Source organism: Actinotalea sp. JY-7876, assembly GCF_014042015.1.
GTDB lineage: Bacteria > Actinomycetota > Actinomycetes > Actinomycetales > Cellulomonadaceae > Actinotalea.
In genome coordinates this window covers 2,210,630-2,229,141 of record NZ_CP059493.1, presented here as the reverse complement: position 1 = coordinate 2,229,141, position 18,512 = coordinate 2,210,630, and the positions used below count along the sequence as shown (strand labels likewise).

At 76.3% G+C, this 18,512-nt stretch carries 20 protein-coding genes and 1 tRNA gene; 20 read left to right on the top strand and 1 reads right to left on the bottom strand.

What is annotated here, in order from left to right:
• Nucleotides 1-40 precede the first annotated feature (40 nt).
• On the top strand, nucleotides 41-1,564 hold the full coding sequence (gene obgE / locus H2O74_RS10440; RefSeq protein ID WP_182111528.1) for a GTPase ObgE: 1,524 nt from the start codon (nucleotides 41-43) through the stop codon (nucleotides 1,562-1,564).
• Between the two features lie 4 nt (nucleotides 1,565-1,568).
• The gene (proB, locus tag H2O74_RS10435; protein WP_182111527.1) at nucleotides 1,569-2,759 is read left to right on the top strand and encodes a glutamate 5-kinase; all 1,191 of its coding nucleotides are present in this window, start codon (nucleotides 1,569-1,571) and stop codon (nucleotides 2,757-2,759) included.
• Between the two features lie 63 nt (nucleotides 2,760-2,822).
• On the opposite strand, the gene H2O74_RS10430 is transcribed toward proB, so the two are convergent.
• On the bottom strand, nucleotides 2,823-3,035 hold the full coding sequence (locus H2O74_RS10430; protein WP_182111526.1) for a hypothetical protein: 213 nt from the start codon (nucleotides 3,033-3,035) through the stop codon (nucleotides 2,823-2,825).
• Between H2O74_RS10430 and H2O74_RS10425 the strand changes: the two genes are divergently transcribed.
• The 18 genes from H2O74_RS10425 to H2O74_RS10340 all read left to right on the top strand — a co-directional run bounded on the left by H2O74_RS10425 (nucleotide 3,034) and on the right by H2O74_RS10340 (nucleotide 18,491).
• Complete coding sequence (locus tag H2O74_RS10425) at nucleotides 3,034-3,780, top strand: hypothetical protein (protein ID WP_182111525.1); 747 nt, start codon at nucleotides 3,034-3,036, stop codon at nucleotides 3,778-3,780. The two genes, H2O74_RS10430 and H2O74_RS10425, sit on opposite strands and share 2 nt — an antisense overlap.
• 21 nt (nucleotides 3,781-3,801) lie before the next feature.
• On the top strand, nucleotides 3,802-5,103 hold the full coding sequence (locus H2O74_RS10420) for a glutamate-5-semialdehyde dehydrogenase (RefSeq protein ID WP_182111524.1): 1,302 nt from the start codon (nucleotides 3,802-3,804) through the stop codon (nucleotides 5,101-5,103).
• A 143-nt stretch (nucleotides 5,104-5,246) separates the two neighbouring features.
• On the top strand, nucleotides 5,247-5,396 hold the full coding sequence (locus H2O74_RS10415) for a hypothetical protein (protein ID WP_182111523.1): 150 nt from the start codon (nucleotides 5,247-5,249) through the stop codon (nucleotides 5,394-5,396).
• A 66-nt stretch (nucleotides 5,397-5,462) separates the two neighbouring features.
• A complete protein-coding gene (gene nadD / locus H2O74_RS10410) occupies nucleotides 5,463-6,065 on the top strand; it encodes a nicotinate-nucleotide adenylyltransferase (protein WP_182111522.1) in 603 nt (200 codons plus the stop codon).
• 390 nt (nucleotides 6,066-6,455) lie between these two features.
• Entirely contained in the window at nucleotides 6,456-7,643 is a 1,188-nt protein-coding gene (locus H2O74_RS10405) for a hypothetical protein (RefSeq protein WP_182111521.1), read from the top strand.
• The gene (gene rsfS, locus H2O74_RS10400; RefSeq protein ID WP_182111520.1) at nucleotides 7,640-8,026 is read left to right on the top strand and encodes a ribosome silencing factor; all 387 of its coding nucleotides are present in this window, start codon (nucleotides 7,640-7,642) and stop codon (nucleotides 8,024-8,026) included. Before H2O74_RS10405 ends, rsfS begins: the two co-directional genes overlap by 4 nt.
• Entirely contained in the window at nucleotides 8,026-8,724 is a 699-nt protein-coding gene (locus H2O74_RS10395; RefSeq protein WP_182111519.1) for a histidine phosphatase family protein, read from the top strand. The genes rsfS and H2O74_RS10395 overlap by 1 nt, the downstream gene beginning before the upstream one ends.
• 64 nt (nucleotides 8,725-8,788) lie before the next feature.
• Nucleotides 8,789-8,861 (top strand) — tRNA-Ala (locus H2O74_RS10390).
• Between the two features lie 209 nt (nucleotides 8,862-9,070).
• Complete coding sequence (locus H2O74_RS10385; RefSeq protein WP_182111518.1) at nucleotides 9,071-9,892, top strand: (Fe-S)-binding protein; 822 nt, start codon at nucleotides 9,071-9,073, stop codon at nucleotides 9,890-9,892.
• On the top strand, nucleotides 9,889-11,415 hold the full coding sequence (locus H2O74_RS10380) for a LutB/LldF family L-lactate oxidation iron-sulfur protein (protein WP_182111517.1): 1,527 nt from the start codon (nucleotides 9,889-9,891) through the stop codon (nucleotides 11,413-11,415). The genes H2O74_RS10385 and H2O74_RS10380 overlap by 4 nt, the downstream gene beginning before the upstream one ends.
• A complete protein-coding gene (locus H2O74_RS10375; protein WP_182111516.1) occupies nucleotides 11,412-12,071 on the top strand; it encodes an LUD domain-containing protein in 660 nt (219 codons plus the stop codon). Before H2O74_RS10380 ends, H2O74_RS10375 begins: the two co-directional genes overlap by 4 nt.
• 143 nt (nucleotides 12,072-12,214) lie before the next feature.
• Nucleotides 12,215-12,406: a hypothetical protein gene (locus H2O74_RS10370; protein WP_182111515.1), complete on the top strand. Its 192-nt coding sequence runs from the start codon at nucleotides 12,215-12,217 to the stop codon at nucleotides 12,404-12,406.
• An 84-nt stretch (nucleotides 12,407-12,490) separates the two neighbouring features.
• The gene (locus tag H2O74_RS10365; protein WP_182111514.1) at nucleotides 12,491-13,276 is read left to right on the top strand and encodes an LLM class F420-dependent oxidoreductase; all 786 of its coding nucleotides are present in this window, start codon (nucleotides 12,491-12,493) and stop codon (nucleotides 13,274-13,276) included.
• A gap of 51 nt (nucleotides 13,277-13,327) precedes the next feature.
• The gene (locus tag H2O74_RS16680; protein WP_255491559.1) at nucleotides 13,328-15,355 is read left to right on the top strand and encodes a metallophosphoesterase; all 2,028 of its coding nucleotides are present in this window, start codon (nucleotides 13,328-13,330) and stop codon (nucleotides 15,353-15,355) included.
• Between the two features lie 85 nt (nucleotides 15,356-15,440).
• Nucleotides 15,441-16,079: a copper resistance protein CopC gene (locus H2O74_RS10355; RefSeq protein WP_182111513.1), complete on the top strand. Its 639-nt coding sequence runs from the start codon at nucleotides 15,441-15,443 to the stop codon at nucleotides 16,077-16,079.
• Entirely contained in the window at nucleotides 16,072-16,803 is a 732-nt protein-coding gene (locus tag H2O74_RS10350; protein WP_182111512.1) for a YceI family protein, read from the top strand. Before H2O74_RS10355 ends, H2O74_RS10350 begins: the two co-directional genes overlap by 8 nt.
• A 24-nt stretch (nucleotides 16,804-16,827) precedes the next feature.
• Nucleotides 16,828-17,757 (top strand): metal ABC transporter solute-binding protein, Zn/Mn family, encoded by a 930-nt coding sequence (locus H2O74_RS10345; RefSeq protein ID WP_182111511.1) that lies wholly within the window; start codon nucleotides 16,828-16,830, stop codon nucleotides 17,755-17,757.
• On the top strand, nucleotides 17,754-18,491 hold the full coding sequence (locus H2O74_RS10340; RefSeq protein ID WP_182111510.1) for a metal ABC transporter ATP-binding protein: 738 nt from the start codon (nucleotides 17,754-17,756) through the stop codon (nucleotides 18,489-18,491). The genes H2O74_RS10345 and H2O74_RS10340 overlap by 4 nt, the downstream gene beginning before the upstream one ends.
• Nucleotides 18,492-18,512: the final 21 nt, after the last annotated feature.

Sequence of the window (18,512 nt, the reverse complement as noted above, 5' to 3'; positions counted from 1 at the left end):
GCGCCGAGCGCCGCGGGCACCACCCCGAGAGGAGAGCGCCGTGGCCTCGTTCGTCGACCGCGTCGTCCTGCACGCGACGGGAGGTGACGGCGGCAACGGGTGCGCCTCGATCCGCCGCGAGAAGTTCAAGCCCCTGGCCGGCCCCGACGGCGGCAACGGCGGCGACGGCGGCGACGTCGTCCTCGAGGTCGACCGGCAGGTGACGACCCTGCTCGACTTCCACCACTCGCCGCACCGTCACGCACCCTCCGGGACGCAGGGGATGGGCGACGACCGCCAGGGCGCGACCGGTCAGGACCTCGTGCTGACGGTTCCCGACGGCACGGTCGTCAAGAGCACGGACGGCGAGGTGCTCGCGGACCTCGTCGGCCAGGGCGCGCGCTTCGTCGTGGCCGCCGGCGGCCGTGGCGGCCTGGGCAACGCCGCCCTGTCCTCGCCGCGCCGCAAGGCGCCGGGGTTCGCGCTGCTGGGTGAGCCCGGCGAGAGGCGGGACGTCGTGCTCGAGCTCAAGACCATCGCCGACGTCGCCCTGGTGGGCTACCCGAGCGCCGGCAAGTCGAGCCTCGTCGCGGCGATCTCGGCCGCGCGACCCAAGATCGCGGACTACCCGTTCACCACGCTGGTGCCCAACCTCGGCGTCGTGCAGGCCGGCTCGGCGCGCTACACCGTGGCGGACGTGCCCGGGCTCATCCCCGGCGCGAGCCAGGGCAAGGGCCTCGGCCTGGAGTTCCTGCGGCACATCGAGCGGTGCGCGGTCCTCGTGCACGTGCTGGACTGCGCGACGCTCGAGCCGGACCGCGACCCGATCAGCGACCTCGACGTCATCGAGGCGGAGCTCGCCGCGTACGCGGGTGACCTCGAGATCCGCGGTGGCGAGGTGCCCCTGACGGAGCGCCCGCGCGTCGTCGTCCTCAACAAGATCGACGTCCCCGAGGCGCGCGAGCTCGCCGAGATGGTGCGCCCCGAGCTCGAGGCGCGCGGCCTGCGCGTGCTCGAGATCTCGACGGCGAGCCACGAGGGCCTGCGCCCGCTGACGTTCGCCCTGGCCGAGCTCGTGGCCACGGCGCGGCGCGAGGCGGAGCAGGTCGAGGTCCCGCGCATCGTGCTGCGGCCCAAGGCGGTGGACGACGCCGGCTTCACCGTCACCCGCAAGGAGAGCGGCGGGCGCACGTGGTTCCAGGTGCTGGGCTCCAAGCCCGAGCGCTGGGTGCGCCAGACGGACTTCACCAACGACGAGGCGGTGGGCTACCTCGCCGACCGGCTCGCACGGCTCGGCGTCGAGGAGCGGCTGTTCGCCGAGGGCGCCACGCCGGGCGCCGAGGTCGTCATCGGCCCCTCGCAGGACGCGGTGGTCTTCGACTGGGAGCCCACGCTGCTCACGGGCTCCGAGCTGCTCGGCGGCCCGCGCGGCACGGACCTGCGGCTCGAGGACCAGTCCCGGCCCACCCGCTCCGCGAAGCGCCAGGGCTACAAGGAGCGCATGGACGCCAAGTCCGAGGCGCGGTCGGAGCTGTGGACCGAGCGCGAGGCCGGCCACTGGGCCGACCCCAGCAAGGACGAGTGACGCGATGGCGGGCACCACGGGGGAGCGGGCGCACGACGTCGCGGACCGGTCGCAGGTGGCGTCCGCCGCGCGCGTCGTCGTCAAGGTCGGCTCCTCGTCGCTGACCGGCGCGGACGGGCGTCTGGACACCGGTGCGCTGGCCCGGCTCGTCGACGTCCTGGCCGCGCGCCGCGCCGCCGGCGGCCAGGTGGTGCTCGTGACGTCCGGTGCGATCGCGGCGGGCCTGGCGCCCCTCGGGCTGCCGACGCGCCCGCGCGACCTCGCGACGGCGCAGGCGACCGCCTCGGTCGGCCAGGGGCTCCTCGTGGCCCGCTACACCCAGGCGTTCGCCGCCCACGGGCTCACCGTCGGGCAGGTGCTGCTCACCGCGGAGGACACGGTCCGCCGGGGCCACTACCGCAACGCGCAGCGCGCGCTCGAGCGCCTGCTGGGGCTCGGCGTCGTGCCGATCGTCAACGAGAACGACGCGGTCGCCACGGACGAGATCCGCTTCGGGGACAACGACCGGCTCGCCGCGCTCGTGTCCCACCTCGTCCACGCGGACGCGATGGTGCTCCTCACCGACGTCGACGGGCTCTACGACGGCCCGCCGTCCCGCCCGGGTGCGCGGCGGATCAGCGAGGTGCGCAGCGAGGCCGACCTCGAGGGCGTGGACGTCAGCGTCCGGGGCAGCGCGGTCGGCACGGGCGGCATGGTCACCAAGCTGGCCTCCGTGCGGATCGCGACGGGTTCGGGCGTGCCGGTCGTGCTCACGTCCGCGGCGCAGGCGGCCGACGCGCTCGCGGGCGAGGCCGTGGGCACGTACTTCGCCGCGACCGGCCGACGCCGGTCGACGCGCATGCTGTGGCTCGAGCACGCCGCCACGACCCTGGGCCGGCTGGTCCTGGACGAGGGCGCCGTGCGGGCCGTCGTCGAGCGCCGGACGTCGTTGCTGCCCGCGGGCATCACGGGCGTGGAGGGCGAGTTCGACGCGGGCGACCCGGTCGAGCTCGTCGGGCCCGACGGCGTCGTCGTGGCGCGCGGCCTGGTGGCGTTCGCCGCGGGCGACGTGCCCGAGCTGCTCGGCCGCTCCACGCACGAGCTGCGGGAGCGCCTGGGCGCGGGATACGACCGCGAGGTGGTGCACCGCGACGACATCGTCCTCGTGCGCGCCGGCCAGCCGCGGTCCGCGAAGCGGCCCCGGGCCCGGGGCTAGCCCCCTCGAGCGGCCGGTCGCGGTCCTGCGCCGGCGGCTGGGCCGTCCGGGCGACCGGCCTCGTCACCGGGCTCGCGGGGGCGGCAGGATCGGCCGACGGCCGCCGGCCGCGCGAAGGAGGCGGTCGTGGCGCAGCTCCCGCCCGAGGCCGCCCTGGAGGACGAGCCGGTCGAGGCCGCCGTCCTGGGAGGCGTCGCGGTCCAGGACCCAGCGGTGGGGGACGAGGTCGTCGTCGCCGCTCCGTGCCGGTGTGGAGGGCGTCGTCCAGCAGTGCATGGGTGTCGAGCTGAGCTGGTCCACGGCGGTCGTCCGGGCCGGCCAGGACCCCTCGGGCCCGGCCGCGCTGGCGCGGGACGGCCTGGACTGGGACCGCCTCGCACCGGGTGAGCCCCTGACCACGGTGCGGCTGCTCGGTGTCGCGACCGCCCTGCTCGACCACCCCGGCCACCCCAAGCACCTGGTCGCCGAGGTCGTCGCGTCGTGGCCCACCACGCCGCCCGGTCACGCGCCGCTGCGTGACGGGCTGACGGTCGCGCTGCACATGCACCGGTGGGCGATGTACGGCGGGGGCGAGGACCTCGTGCGCGTCGCCGGGTTCCTCACCCCGTGGCTGCTCGGCGCCGTCGACGCCCTGCGGGCGGACACGGCCTACGCCACCCTCGACCGCGTCCAGGCGGAGGACGGGTGGAGCCCGTGGGAGTGGGTGGTCGCCGCGCCGACGGAGCGCGACCTCCGCTCGCGGCTGTGGGGCCACGGCTGGGGCACGCTCCTGGGCCCCGCGCACCTCGAGGCGGTCGGCGGCGCGGCCGCGCTCGCGGGCGTCCCCGGCGCGCAGGTCGTGCCGAGGCCGGGAGGCTTCGTCTGGGTCACGCTGGGCGACGACCCGGGCGCCGCCGGGCGGGCCGACGTCGCGGCGCTGCGCGAGGTCCTCCTGCCCGCGCTCGCGACGGGGGAGCGGACGCACGAGGAGTTCGTGCGCGAGGCCCTCGCCGACGGGTTCACGGAGCACCCGGTCGTCTGACGGGACGCCTATCCTGCGGGCATGACCCTCGCACCGCCCGACCCCGCCCAGGACACGGCCGCCGTCGAGGAGGCCGTGCGCGACGTGGCGCGTCGCGCACGCGTGGCCGCCCGGTCGCTCGCCACCACCACGCGGGCCACCAAGGACGCGGCGCTGCGGGCGATGGCCGACGCACTGGTCGCCGCGGACGCGCAGATCGTCAGCGCCAACGCCGTCGACCTCGAACGGGGTCGGGCGCACGGGCTCTCCGCGGGGCTGCTCGACCGCCTCGCGCTGACGCCCGAGCGCATCGCCGGCATCGCGGACGCGCTGCGCGAGCTGGCGGCGCTGCCCGACCCGGTGGGTGAGGTGGTGCGGGGCTCGACGCTGCCGAACGGGCTACGGCTGCGGCAGGTCCGGGTACCGATGGGCGTCGTCGGCATGATCTACGAGGCGCGGCCCAACGTGACGGTCGACGCCGCCGGGCTCGCCCTCAAGAGCGGCAACGCGGCGATCCTGCGCGGCGGGTCAGCGGCGTCGAGCTCCAACACGGTGATCGTCGAGGTGCTCGGCCGGGCGCTCGCGTCGGTCGGCCTCCCGGCGGACGCGGTCCAGTCGATCGACCAGTACGGCCGGCCCGGCGCCGTGGCCCTCATGCACGCCCGCGGGCTGGTCGACCTGCTGGTGCCGCGCGGCGGCGCCGACCTCATCCAGACGGTCGTGCGCGAGGCCACGGTGCCGGTCGTCGAGACGGGCGTCGGCAACTGCCACGTGTACGTCGACGCGGCCGCTGACCCGGCGATGGCGCTGCCGATCCTCATGAACTCCAAGACGCAGCGGGTCGGCGTGTGCAACGCCGCCGAGACCCTCCTGGTCCACGCCGACGCCGCGCCCGGCTTCCTGCCCGACGCCCTCGCGGCCCTCGCGGGTGCGGGCGTGACGGTGCACGGCGACGACCGCACGGCCGCGCTGGCGCCGGACGGGGTCGACGTCGTGCCGGCGACCGACGACGACTGGGCGACCGAGTACCTCTCGCTCGACCTGGCGGTCCGCGTCGTCGACTCGATCGACGACGCGCTCGAGCACATCCGCACCTGGTCGTCCGGGCACACCGAGGCGATCGTCACCGGTGACCTGGCGGCCTCGCAGCGCTTCGTCTCCGAGGTGGACTCGGCGGCCGTCATGGTCAACGCGTCGACCCGGTTCACCGACGGGGGACAGCTCGGACTCGGTGCGGAGATCGGCATCTCGACGCAGAAGATGCACGCGCGCGGTCCGATGGGGCTCGCCGAGCTCACGACGACGCGCTGGGTGGTCGAGGGCCAGGGCCACGTCCGCGCCTGACGTCACCCGTCCGCGGCGAGCCGACGGCTCGTGCGCCGGGCGGGACGTGCGACACTGGTGAACCCGTCGCCTCGCACCGCCCTGGGTTCCCGGACCGGTGCGTGTCGCGACAGAACGACGAGTCGAGACCCCAGGAGGTCGACGTGCACGCTGCCCTGCTCGCCGCCGAGGAGCACGCCACCGAGGCCGCCCAGGGACTGCCGCCGGTGGGTTACGGGCTCGCCGCCTTCGGCGCCCTCATGGTGCTCCTCGCCGTCACCTACGCCTTCCGTAGCGTGGGCACGCGCCACTGACCTCGCGCGCCGCCAGGCACCCGCAGGCCACGCAGACGCAGACGAGCTCGGAGGACTCCCAACCCGATGACTGACCAACGGCCCAGGATCGGCGTGATGGGCGGGACGTTCGATCCCATCCACCATGGTCACCTGGTCGCCGCGAGCGAGGCCGCAGCCGATCTGCACCTCGACGAGGTCGTCTTCGTCCCCACGGGTCGCCCGAGTCTCAAGCAGGACCGTCCCGTGACGGCCGCCGAGCACCGGTACCTCATGACCGTCGTCGCGACGGCGTCCAACCCCCGCTTCACGGTGAGCCGGGTCGACGTCGACCGGCCTGGGCTGACCTACACGGTCGACACCCTGCGCGACCTGCGGGCGCAGCGGCCCGACGCGGACCTGTTCTTCATCACGGGCGCCGACGCGATCGAGCAGATCTTCACCTGGAAGGACGTCGACGAGCTCTGGTCGATGGCGCACTTCGTCGCCGTCACGCGACCGGGGCACACGCTGTCGACCGACCAGATCCCGCAGGGCGCCGTCACGCAGCTCGAGGTCCCCGCGCTCGCCATCTCGTCGACGGACTGCCGCGCGCGGGCCCGGGCCGGTGAGCCGGTCTGGTACCTCGTGCCCGACGGCGTCGTGCAGTACATCGCCAAGCACCGTCTGTATCGAGGTCAGGATGACTGAGCAGAGCCCCGCGGAGTGGGGCGAGCGGCGGCGACGCCGCGAGGAGGAACGGCTGCGCGCCCTGGCGGCGCAGCAGGCCGCGCAGGCGGGCACGGGCGGCCCCTCGGCCGCGCCGGCGCCGGCCGGTGGCGCGCCGGCCGGTGCGCAGGAGGCTCCGACGGCGCCGCAGGCCGCGCCGGCGCCGCCCGAGCGAGCGCTGTCGCGCCGCGAGCTGCGCGAGCGTGCCGCCGCTGCCGCACGCGCCGCCGAGGAGGCGCCGCCGCGCCGGCCGAGCCGCCCCGGCCGCGGTCCCGGCGCGAGCTGCGCGTCTCGACCTCCGCGGACACCCCGACCCCGGCGCGCCCGACCCCCCAGGTGCAGGCGCCCGCGCTCACCGGCGGGGTCCGGCGCGTGTCCGCCGACGGCACCCTCACCGACGTCGAGCCGCCCCGGCGCACGGGCGACGCGGAGCCCGCGCGGGACCCGAGCGTCCTGACGCCGCAGGCCCGCGCGGCCGCGATCCGCGCGCAGGCCGCCCGCGCGCAGGCCGAGCGCGAGGAGGCCGCGCGCGCGAGCGCCGAGCGCGCCCAGGCGCAGCGCGTCGCACAGCGTGCGGAGCAGGAGCGTGCCGAGCAGGTGCGGGCGGATCAGGAGCGCGCCGAACGCGAGCGCGCCCAGCAGGGCCGCGCCACCCACGAGCGCGCCGCCCAGCAGCGCCTGCTCCACGAACGCGCCGCGCAGGAGCGCCTCGCCCGCGAGCGCGCCGCCTCGCGGTCGCAGGCGTCCCCGGCGACGAACGGCGCGACGGGACCCCGCCCTGCCGGGGCGGGTGGCACCGACGGCGACGGCACCGACGGCGCGCCGCGCGGGGTCGCGTCGGGCCGCCTCGTGGGGGTGCCCGGGCCGCGTCAGGACACCGCGCTGCCCGCGCACCGGCCCGATCCCGACGAGGAGCCCGAGGCGCCCCTGGCGCGTCCGTGGACCGGCGGCACGGCCTGGCGGCCGGCCGAGGCCCGTCCGGCGCCCGGGGCGCGTCCGGCGACGGCCCGCAGCGCGGCACCCCCGGTCGCCGGCGGACCGCGGGCCGCCGACGACCCGACCACGCAGCTGCCCGTCGCGACCGACCCGCCGTCCGCGGGTGTCGCGCCCACCGGGAGGCCGCTCCGCGCCGGGCAGACGTTCGGCTCGAAGGCGCTGCCGGTCCCCACCACCCCGGTCACTGACGTCGACGGCGCGGCGCCCCTGGCGCCCAGCTGGAGCAACGTGGCGCCCACCCCGACCGGCTGGACCCCCACGCCGCTGGCCACGGGTGCGGTGGCCGAGCGGCCCCGGCCCGCCGAGCTCCCCGAGGACGCCGCGTCGGCCGTCGCCGAGGCGCCGGACCACGAGGACGCCACGCCGGAGCCACCTCGCGCGCACCCCTACACCTGGCTGCACATGATCGTGCTCGTCGCGGTCGCCTTCGTGCTCGGCATGCTGATCTTCATGGTCGGGATGCGCGAGTCCGCTCCGACCGACGGCGCCGAGCCCGCCCCCGCAGCCGCCACCTCCTCGCCCGCCGATCGCGCGGGCACCACCGAAACGACAGGACATCTGTGACCGCCTCCGACCGAGCCCTCGACATCGCGATCGCCGCCGCACGTGCGGCGTCCGACCTCAAGGCGCAGGAGATCATCGCCCTCGACGTGAGCGAGCGCCTCGTGCTCACCGACGTCTTCCTCATCGCCTCCGCGACCAACGAGCGCCAGGTCTCCGCCATCGTCGACAACGTGGAGGAGACCCTGCACAAGCAGGGCGTCAAGGCGATCCGGCGCGAGGGCGTGCGCGAGGCGCGCTGGGTCCTGCTCGACTTCGGCGACGTCGTCGTGCACGTGCAGCACGCGGACGACCGCGTCTACTACGCGCTCGAGCGGCTCTGGGCCGACTGCCCCGTCGTCGAGCTCCCCGAGGACGCCCGGGGCGGGGACGGGCAGGCGGACTGATGGCGGCGCGCGCCGTCGTCCTGTGGCGGCACGGCCGCACTGCCTGGAACGCCGACGCCCGGCTGCAGGGCAGCACGGACATCGCGCTGGACGACGTCGGCCGGTGGCAGATCGCGGAGGCCGCGCAGCACCTCGCGCAGCGGCACGCGCCCAGCCGCATCGTCTCCTCCGACCTCGCCCGGGCCGTGGCGACGGCGCGCGCGCTGGGTGACCTCACGGGGGTCGAGGTCGAGGTCGACCCGCGCCTGCGCGAGCGCCGCTTCGGCGCGTGGGAAGGGCTGACCGCGAGCGAGATCCAGGAGCGCTGGCCCGAGGCGTACGCGACCTGGCGCGGCGGGCGCGACCCGGACCGCGACGGCGCGGAGGCGCGGGCGACCGTGGCGGCTCGCGTCAGCGAGGCGGTCGCGGAGCACGCGGCGGCGGTCGAGGACGGCGGCACGCTCGTGGCCGTCTCGCACGGCGCGGCCATCACGCTCGGGCTCGTCGCGCTCCTCGGGCTGGACCCGGCGGGCTGGCGCGGCCTGGGCGGGCTCCACAACGCGCACTGGTCGCTGCTGCGCGCGAGCCACCGGGACATCCCGCCGGCCTGGTACGTCGAGTCCCACAACCTCGGGCCCGCGGTGGCGGTCGACGACTGGAACGCCGGCGTCCCGACGGACGCGATGCCGTCCAGCACGGGAGACGCGCTGCGCAGCTGAGCGCGGGGCGGATTGGCTCTCGGGGCGAGAGATCCCCTAGACTCAACGAGCCCTCCGGGGCAGCGGGGCTGTGGCGCAGCTGGTAGCGCACCTGCATGGCATGCAGGGGGTCAGGGGTTCGAGTCCCCTCAGCTCCACCCGATCATCGAGAGGCCGTCCTTCGGGGCGGCCTCTCGTCGTCGGTGGGGTTCCTGCCGGTTCACGGCGGGCCGGCGGCGCCGCCGTGCGTGCTCGGACGAGCGGCTCTGCGTGTCGCCGCGACGATCGGTTAGCGTGATCCTCGCCCGAACCGCTGCCGTCGGACCTCGTCGGTCCCCGCCCGGCGGCCCGCAGACAACGAGGTCTCATGCGCATCGCCGTCTTCACCACGTGCCTGGTCGACGGCCTGTTCCCCCACGCAGCCGCCGCGACGGTGCGCCTGCTCGAGCGGCTGGGCCACGAGGTCGTGGTGCCGTCCGGCCAGGCCTGCTGCGGCCAGATGCACGTGAACTCGGGCTACCCCCGGCAGGCCGCGCCGATCGTGCGCAACCACGTCCGCACCTTCTGGCCGGTCGCCGAGGGGGAGTGGGACGCCGTCGTCGCCCCGTCCGGGTCGTGCGTGGCCTCGACGCGGCACCAGCAGGGCCGCGTCGCCCGGCAGGCCGGGGACCCCGGGCTCGCGCGTGCGGCCGAGGAGGTCGCCGCGCGCACCTACGAGCTGTCCGAGCTGCTGGTCGACGTCCTGGGCGTGACCGACGTCGGCGCCTGGTTCCCGCACTCGGTGACGTTCCACCCGACCTGCCACGCCCTGCGGATGCTGCGGGTCGGCGACCGCCCGACCACGCTGCTGCGGGCCGTCGGCGGCCTCGAGCTGGTCAACCTGCCGGACGCCGACCAGTGCTGCGGGTTCGGCGGGACGTTCGCCCTGAAGAACTCCGAGACCTCCTCGGCGATGGTCGCGGACAAGGCGGCGTCCGTGGTCGGCACCGGGGCCGAGTTCGTCACGGCGGGGGACTGGTCCTGCCTGATGAACATCGACGGCGCGCTGTCCCGGCTGGGCGCGCCGGTGCGCTCGGTGCACCTGGCGGAGATCCTCGCGAGCACGCGCGAGGACCCGTGGCGGCCGCCCGCGCGGCGCGGGACCCGCGCCGCATCGGCCGCCTCCGCGCGGACGGGACGCGCCCGATGAGCACGTACCTGGGGATGCCCGCGGTGCCGCCGAAGCCTGCGACCGAGCCCGTCGCCCCGCTGCGGTGGGGGCCGACGTTCCCGGTCGCGGCTCACGATGCGCTCGCCGACGGCCAGATGCGGACCAACCTGCGCCGGGCGACCCGCACGATCCGGGACAAGCGACTGCACGTCACCGCCGAGCTGCCCGACTGGGAGGCGCTGCGCGACGCGGGGTCCGCGATCAAGGCCGACACCATGCAGCGGCTGCCGGAGCTGCTGGAGCAGCTCGAGGCGGCCGTGACCGCGCGCGGCGGGACGGTCCACTGGGCACGCGACGCGGCCGAGGCGAACCGCATCGTCACGGACATCGTCCGGGCCGCCGGCGCGCGCGAGGTCGTCAAGGTCAAGTCCATGGCGACGCAGGAGATCGGCCTCAACGAGCACCTGGAGGCCGAGGGCGTCGTCGCCCACGAGACCGACCTGGCCGAGCTCATCGTCCAGCTCGCCGGCGACCGGCCGTCGCACATCCTCGTGCCGGCGATCCACCGCAACCGCGACGAGATCCGGCAGATCTTCGCCTCGCGCATGGCGGAGGTGCCGACCGGGCTCACGGACGACCCGCGTGAGCTGGCGATGGCCGCCCGGGCGCACCTGCGCGAGCTGTTCCTGCGCGCCGACGTCGCGATCAGCGGGGCGAACTTCGCGGTCGCCGAGACCGGCACGGTCGCCGTCCTGGAGTCCGAGGGCAACGGGCGGATGTGCCTGACGCTGCCGCGGACCCTGGTCAGCGTGGTGGGCATCGAGAAGGTCGTGCCGACGTACCGGGACCTCGAGGTCTTCATGCAGCTGCTGCCCCGGTCCTCGACCGGTGAGCGGATGAACCCCTACACGACCATGTGGACCGGTGTGACGCCGGACGACGGGCCCCAGGAGTTCCACCTCGTGCTGCTCGACAACGGTCGGACGCGTGCGCTCGCGGACGAGATCGGGCGCTCCGCCCTGCACTGCATCCGCTGCTCGGCGTGCATGAACGTCTGCCCGGTCTACGAGCGGACCGGCGGCCACGCGTACGGGTCGGTGTACCCCGGTCCGATCGGCGCGATCCTCACCCCGCAGCTGCTGGGCCTGGAGTCCCGCGACGCGGCCACGGCGTCGCTGCCGTTCGCGAGCTCGCTGTGCGGCGCCTGCTACGACGCGTGCCCCGTGAAGATCGACATCCCCACCGCGCTGGTCCACCTGCGCGACCGCGCGCTGCACGACGGCGACGGCGCCCACCCGAGCGCGATGGGGACCGCCATGGCGGCGGCCGCCGCGGCGATGTCCTCGGGTGGCCGGTTCCGGTGGGCCCTGCGCGGCCTCGCGCTCGCCGGCCGCGTGCTGGGAGGACGCCGGATTCGGCGTCTGCCCTGGCCCGGCTCGCTGTGGACCGCCACGCGTGACCTGCCGGTGCTGCCGCGCCGCTCGTTCCGGGACGGCCTGGCGCGACGCCCTCGCGGCACGAGCACCGGCGCGGGCCGCGGCGCGGGCGGGGACGCGTCATGAGCGCGCGCGACGCCGTCCTGGGCGCGGTCCGCTCGGCGCTCGGCCGCGCCCCGGGTGCGCCGGGCCCTGCGCCCGCCGACGTCGTCCGGGGCTACCGGGCGGCGACCGACGTCGCGCCCGGCTCCGAGGGTGCGTTGGCCCTGCTGGCGGACCGGCTGCTCGACTACCGGGCGGCCGTGATCCGCTGCCGGGCGAGCGAGGTCGCGGCCACCGTGGCGGCGCAGCTCGCGGACGCCGGCGCCGTCGCAGTCCCACCCGGGCTGCCGCAGGCGTGGCTCGACGCGGTCCGGGCGAGCGGGCTCACGGTGCTCGTCGACGCGCCGGGCGACCTGCTGACCGCCCGTCGCCTCGACGGGACCGGGGCGGTCCTCACGGCCTGCCGGGTCGCGGTGGCCGACACGGGCACGATCGTGCTCGACGGCGGCCCCGACCAGGGCCGCCGCGTGCTGAGCCTGGTGCCGGACCGGCACGTCTGCGTCGTCCGCGCGGACCAGGTCGTCGCGTCGGTGCCCGAGGCGGTCGCCCTCCTCGGGGAGCACCCCGAGCGCCCGCAGACCTGGATCAGCGGGCCGAGCGCGACGAGCGACATCGAGCTGGTCCGGGTGGAGGGCGTCCACGGACCGCGCGACCTGCGCGTGGTCGTCGTCGTGGACTGACGTCGAGCGATCCCGCACAGGTGATCGGTCTGCCACCGCGCTCGCCGTCGTCGTCCGACGTCGGCTGCGCAGGCGCTCGCGCCGCGCCGACGCTCGCCCCTAGGCTCGCTCCCAGGTGGAGGGGCGCACCGACAGGGGGCGGCATGGGCACGAGGATCGTTCGCGCGGCGGGACAGGTGCTCCTCAGCTGCCTGGTCATCGCGGGGTTCATGACCGTCGTCCTCGACCGCGGCCCGTGGACGCGGTGGCTGGTCCCCACGGTCCTCATCGTCGGCGCCGTCGCCGCCGTGACGTGGTTCCGGGAGCGCCGGGCCCGCGCGAGGACCGCGACCTAGCCCTGGTGGTCCTCTCCGTCGACGCCGGACCGGGCGTGCGGCCGGGTTCGCGGGGTGTCGTCGGGCGGCCCTAGGGTCGGGCCCATGACGCGCCCGCTCCGCATCGGTGTCCAGATCCAGCCGCAGCACGCCGACTACGCCGCCATCCGGCGCGCCGTCGCGCAGGCCGAGGAGGCGGGGGTCGACATCGCCTTCAACTGGGACCACTTCTTCCCGCTCTACGGCGACCCCGACGGCAAGCACTTCGAGTGCTGGACCATGCTCGCCGCCTGGGCGGAGGCCACCGAGCGCATCGAGATCGGCGCGCTGGTGACGTGCCAGGGCTACCGCAACGCCGACCTGCTGGCGGACATGGCGCGCACCGTGGACCACATCAGCGACGGCCGGCTGATCCTGGGCATCGGAGCGGGATGGTTCGAGCGCGACTACACCGAGTACGGCTACGAGTTCGGCACCGCCGGCTCCCGGATCGCCGAGCTCGCCACGGGCATGGAGCGCATCCGGTCGCGCTGGGCCGCCCTGAACCCCGCCCCGACGCGCGACATCCCGGTCCTCATCGGCGGCGGCGGTGAGCGCAAGACCCTGCGGGTCGTCGCGGAGCACGCCACGATCTGGCACTCGTTCGCGGACCCGGAGGTCTTCGCGCACAAGTCGGCCGTCCTCGACCGGCACTGCGCCGACGTCGGCCGCGACCCGACCGAGATCGAGCGTTCCGTCGGGCTGGGCACCGAGGGCGTGCCGGGGGAGCAGGCTGACCAGCTGGTCGATCTCGGGGTCTCGCTCTTCACCGTGGACGTCAGCGGGCCGGACTACGACCTGGGACGCCTGCGCGAGTGGATCTCCTGGCGCGACGAGCGCAACGCCGGGTGAGCCGGCTGTTCGCTGTGGGCGAACATGCGCGCGCGGGATACTGAGGAGGAGATGACAGCGGACGAGGACCCCACCCCCTCGCCCGGCGGTGCCGGGCGGCGGCGCGCGCACCCGGCCGTGCGCGTGCTTCGGACGCTCGCCCTCGTCCTGGCGCTGCTCCTCCCGTGCGCCGCGTGGGGCGTCGCCACCGCATCCGCCGAGGCCACGCTCGGCCCGCACCTCGCCCGGTACGAGGTCACGGTGGACAGCGAGGTGACGGTCGATCTCGGGCCCCTCGGGACGCTGGTCATCGACTCGCCGCTCCCGCTCGGGCTCGGCGCCCGGGTCGTGGTCCAGGAGATCCCGGCCGAGCTGACGGCACTCGAACCGGCCGAGACGCTCGAGGTCCTCGGCGGGGACCTGCGGGGGTACGTGCAGTTCTTCAGCGCCCCGCAGGCGGCCGTCCAGTCGGCGGTCGAGCGCCTGCTGCTGGACGCCGCGCGGCGCACCGCCTTCGCGATGGTCACCGTGGCCGTCGGGGCGTGGCTCGTGCGCGCCGGGCTCGGGGCCGCGCGCCGTGCCGAGCTCCTGGACACCGCCCGTCCCTACGCGGGGCTGGTCGCCGGCGGCACCGCGGTCGTCGTGCTCGTGGTCGGCACCGTGTCGGCGAGCAGCGACGCGGCGCTGCGGGACGGGCAGGACGCGACGGCGTCGGCGGTCTTCGACGGCACCCCGCTGGCCGGCGCCCGGATCACGGGCCGGCTCGCGGGTCTCGTCGACACCTACGGCGGTATGGCCGTGGACGCCTGGCGCGCGAACGAGGAGTTCTACGACGGCGCCGCCGAGTCCCTGCGGGCCGCCTGGGAGGAGCGGGCGGAGTCCGACCGCGAGCTCGAGGTGGCCCGCGAGACCCTGCTCGTCGCCGGCGACGAGCAGGACCCGAGCGCGGCGGACGAGCAGGCGCAGGGGGAGGGGAGCGGCGAGGTTCCCGAGGGCGCGGACGGCGACGGCACGGTCGGCGACGGCACGGACGGCGAGGGCGGGGACGGTCAGGCCGAGGACGGTCAGGCCCAGGACGGCAGCGCCGGCTCGGGTGACCCCGGTGACCCCGGTGACCCCGGTGACCCGGTGTCGGACGGTGACGGGTCGGGGCAGGCAGCGGAGGACGCCGCTCCCGGTGTCACGGCCGACGGCTCGGACGAGGACGACGCGCCCGAGCCGGTGGTGCTGCTCTTCGTCAGCGACCTGCACTGCAACGTCGGCATGGCGCGCGTGATCCGCACGGCCGCGGAGCTCTCCGGCGCCGAGGTCGTGCTCAACGGCGGGGACACCACGGTGAACGGGACGTCGGTCGAGGAGTACTGCGTCGACGCGTTCGTCGGCGCGATGCCCGAGGGCGTCCCCATGCTCGTCGCCGACGGCAACCACGACAGCGAGACCACCTCCTCGCAGGAGCGTCACGCGGGTGCGCGCGTGCTCGACGGCGAGGTGGTCGAGGTGGCCGGGCTGCGCGTGCTCGGGGACAGCGACCCCAACGCGACGCGCATCGGCGCCGGCACCAGCCTCGCCGGCGAGGAGACGGTGCGGCAGGCGGCGCGGCGCCTGGCCGACGTCGCGTGCGCGGAGCGCGACGGCGTCGACCTCCTGCTCGTCCACAACCCGAACGTGGGCAACGCGGCGCTCGAGGAGGGGTGCGTCCCGGCGCAGGTCTCGGGGCACAAGCACCGGCGCATCGGCCCGGAGGCCGTCGGCCTGGGGGTGCGGTACGTCAGCGGCAGCTCCGCGGGCGCGACCCTGGGCCAGGCGACCGTCGGGCCGCTCCGCGGGGTGGCCGAGCTCACCGTGCTGCGGTGGGACCCGACGTCACGCACCGTGCTCGACTACCGAGTGATCGAGGTCGCACCCGACGGCGTGGCCCGGGTCGGTCTCGCCTCGCCCTGGCCCTCGCCCGGGACGGCAGACCAGGCGGCGGACCTGGCGGAACAGCCCGAGGACCAGGCCGAGGACCAGGCCGACCAGACCGGGGACCAGACCGGGGACCCGACCGGGGCGCCGGGCGAGGGCCGCGTCGAGGACGCCGCGGACGGCGCCGACGGGTGACGCGGTGTCGGGTCGCGGGTCCGTCCGGCGTACGGTAAGGCCGCCGCTGCCGACGTCCGGCGGGGCGAGCACCAGGAGGAGCGTCGTGCGTCAGGAGCTGGTCGTCCGAGGTCGGGGAGCGGGCGCCGTGGTCGCCCTCCTCGCCGCGCTGCTCGTCCAGGGAGCGCTCGGCGTCGCGCCGGCCGCGGCCCACGACCGGCTGGTCGGGACCGATCCGGCGGCCGACGCGACCGTCGAGGCGCCCCCCGCGCAGGTCGTCCTGACCTTCTCCGCCGACCAGCTGCCCCTCGGGGCGGCCGTGAGCGTGACGGGTCCCGACGGCGCGCAGTGGTCCGAGGGCGAGGCAGTCGTCGCGGGGACGACCGTGACGCAGGCCCTGCGGCCCGGCCTGCCGGGCGGCGCCTACGCCGTGGCGTGGCGCTCGCCGTCCTCGGACGGGCACGTGCTCGAGGGCACCTTCGCGTTCCAGGTGGCCGAGCAGCCGACCGCCGCCCCGTCGCCGCAGGAGACGACGGCGCCGCAGGAGACGACGGCGCCGCAGGAGACAACGGCCGCGGAGGCGACGCCTGTGCCGAGCGCGAGCGCCGTCACCGACGCCTCCGAGGCGGACCCCGAGCAGCCCGCGTGGGGTCTGCCCCCCGCCGCCTGGATCGGCGGCGTGGCGCTCGCCGCGGCCGGGATCGTGGTCCCGCTGGTGCTCCGCCGCAGGGGGAACCGTGAGTGAGGGGCCCGCCGCGCCGGAGCTCTCGCCGGAGCACCTGCGGCGCCGGCTCGTCGTCACGCTCGCCGTCGTCGTGCTGGCCGTCGCGCTGGTGGTCGGCGGACCGTGGGTCTACGCGCGGTTCCTCGCCCCCGACGCGCGGGCGCCGCTCACGCTGAGCACGCCCACCGCGGCGCCCACCGCGCAGGCCCAGGTGCTGGCCGGGCCGGTCGACGTCGACGGCGCCTGGCGCATCGGCGAGGGCTCCGCCGTGGGCTACCGGTTGGCGGAGGTCCTCACGGGTGAGCCGGTGACGGTCGTGGGACGCACCGAGGACGTCACCGGGTCGGCCGAGGTGACCGACGGCGCCCTGACGGCCGTCGACGTCGTCGTGAGCACCGCCACGATCGTCACGGACGAGTCGGCGCGCGACGCGTACTTCCGGCGCGCGCTCGACACCACGGCCTACCCCGAGGCGACCTTCACGCTGACGGCGCCGGTCGACGTCTCGGCCATCGGCGCGACGACGGAGCCGGTCGCCGTCGCGGTGGACGGCACGCTGAGCTTCCACGGCGTCAGCCGGCCGGTGGTGGCGTCGTTCCAGGTCCAGCGCACCGAGGCCGGGATCGAGGTGGCGGGGCAGGTCCCCGTCACGCTCGAGGACTTCGGGCTCGAGGCGCCCGACCTCGGGTTCGTCACCGTGGAGCCTGCGGGCGCCGTGGAGATCCTCCTGGTGCTGGTGCGCTGACGCCCGCGCGACCTAAAGTTCGGCATGCCGAACTTTGGGGGTGCCGCGGCGCTCGGCGCGTGCCTCGCCGCGGTCCTCGCCGGCTGCGCGCCTCCGGCCGAGGCGAGCGGAACCGCCGGGGACGACCGTCCGGTGGTCCTCGCGACCTTCACCGTCCTCGCCGACATGGCGGGCGTCGTCGCCGGTCCGGACGCGCGCGTGGAGTCCCTCACGGGCGTCGGCACGGAGATCCACGGGTACGAGCCCAGCCCGGACGACCTGCGCCGTGCCGCCGGGGCGGACCTGCTCCTCGCCAACGGCCTCGGGCTCGAGGTCTGGCTCGAGGACCTCGTCGCGCCGCTCGACCTGCCGACGGTCGTGCTCACCGAGGCGGTCGACCCCCTGCCGATCGCCGGGAGCGACCACGCCAACCCGCACGCGTGGATGTCCCCGCGCACCGGCGCCGACTACGCCGTCGCGATCGCCGACGCCCTGGGCGACCTGGCCCCGGCCGACGCCGCCGCGTTCGACGCGCGGGCGCAGGCCTACGCCGCCGAGCTGCTCGAGCTGCACGACGAGCTCACCGTCCGGCTCGCGGCGCTCCCGCCCGACCAGCGGCTCCTGGTCACGTGCGAGGGCGCCTTCTCCTACCTCGCCCGCGACGCCGGCCTCGACGAGGCGTACCTCTGGCCGGTCAACGCCGAGCGGCAGGGCACGCCGCGCCAGGTCGCCGACGTCGTCCGTCGCGTCCGCGACGCCGAGGTGCCCGCGGTGTTCTGCGAGTCCACCGTCTCCTCGACGGCGCAGGAGCAGGTCGCCCGCGAGACGGGTGCGCGCTTCGGCGGCACCCTCTACGTCGACTCGCTGTCGGGCCCCGACGGCCCCGTGCCCACGTACCTCGACCTCCTGCGCCACGACGTGGACGTCGTGGTCGCCGGGCTGACGGGGGCCCCGGCGGGGGAGGGCGACCGGTGAGCGGCCCGGCCCTGCGCGTGCGGGACCTGACGGTGCGGTACCGCGACGTCGTCGCGCTCGAGGACGTCGCGGTCGACGTCGCCCCCGGCGTGGCGTGCGGCCTGGTCGGGATGAACGGCTCGGGCAAGTCGACGCTCCTCAAGGCGTGCGCGGGGCTCGTGCGGCCCCGCACCGGGCGGGTGGAGGTCCTGGGCCGCACCCCGGACGAGGCGCGGCGCGACGGGCTGGTCGGGTACGTGCCCCAGGCCGACGACGTCGACAAGGACTTCCCGGTCGTGGTCGCCGACGTCGTGCTCATGGGCCGCCACCACCGGATGGGGCGCCGCCGCCGGGTCCGCCCGGCCGACCGCGCCGCGGTCGACGCCGCGCTGGACCGCGTCGGGCTCGCCGACCTCGCCGGGCGCCAGATCGGGCGGCTCTCGGGCGGCCAGCGCCAGCGCGTGCTGCTCGCCCGCGCGCTCGCGCAGGAGGCGCGCGTCCTGCTCCTCGACGAGCCCTTCACCGGGCTCGACGTGGTGTCGGTCGCCACCGTGACGGCGGTCCTCCACGAGCTCGTGGCCGAGGGCGCCACGGTGGTCGTCTCGACCCACGACCTGCGCACGCTGCCCGACCTGTGCGCGACGGCCGTGCTGCTGCAGCGGCGCGTCCTGGCGGCGGGGCCGACCGCCGACGTCGTCACCCCGGCGAACCTCGCGCGGGCGTTCGGCCTCGACGCGCCGACGGAGGTGCCGTGACCGGGTTCTGGGAGCTCCTCG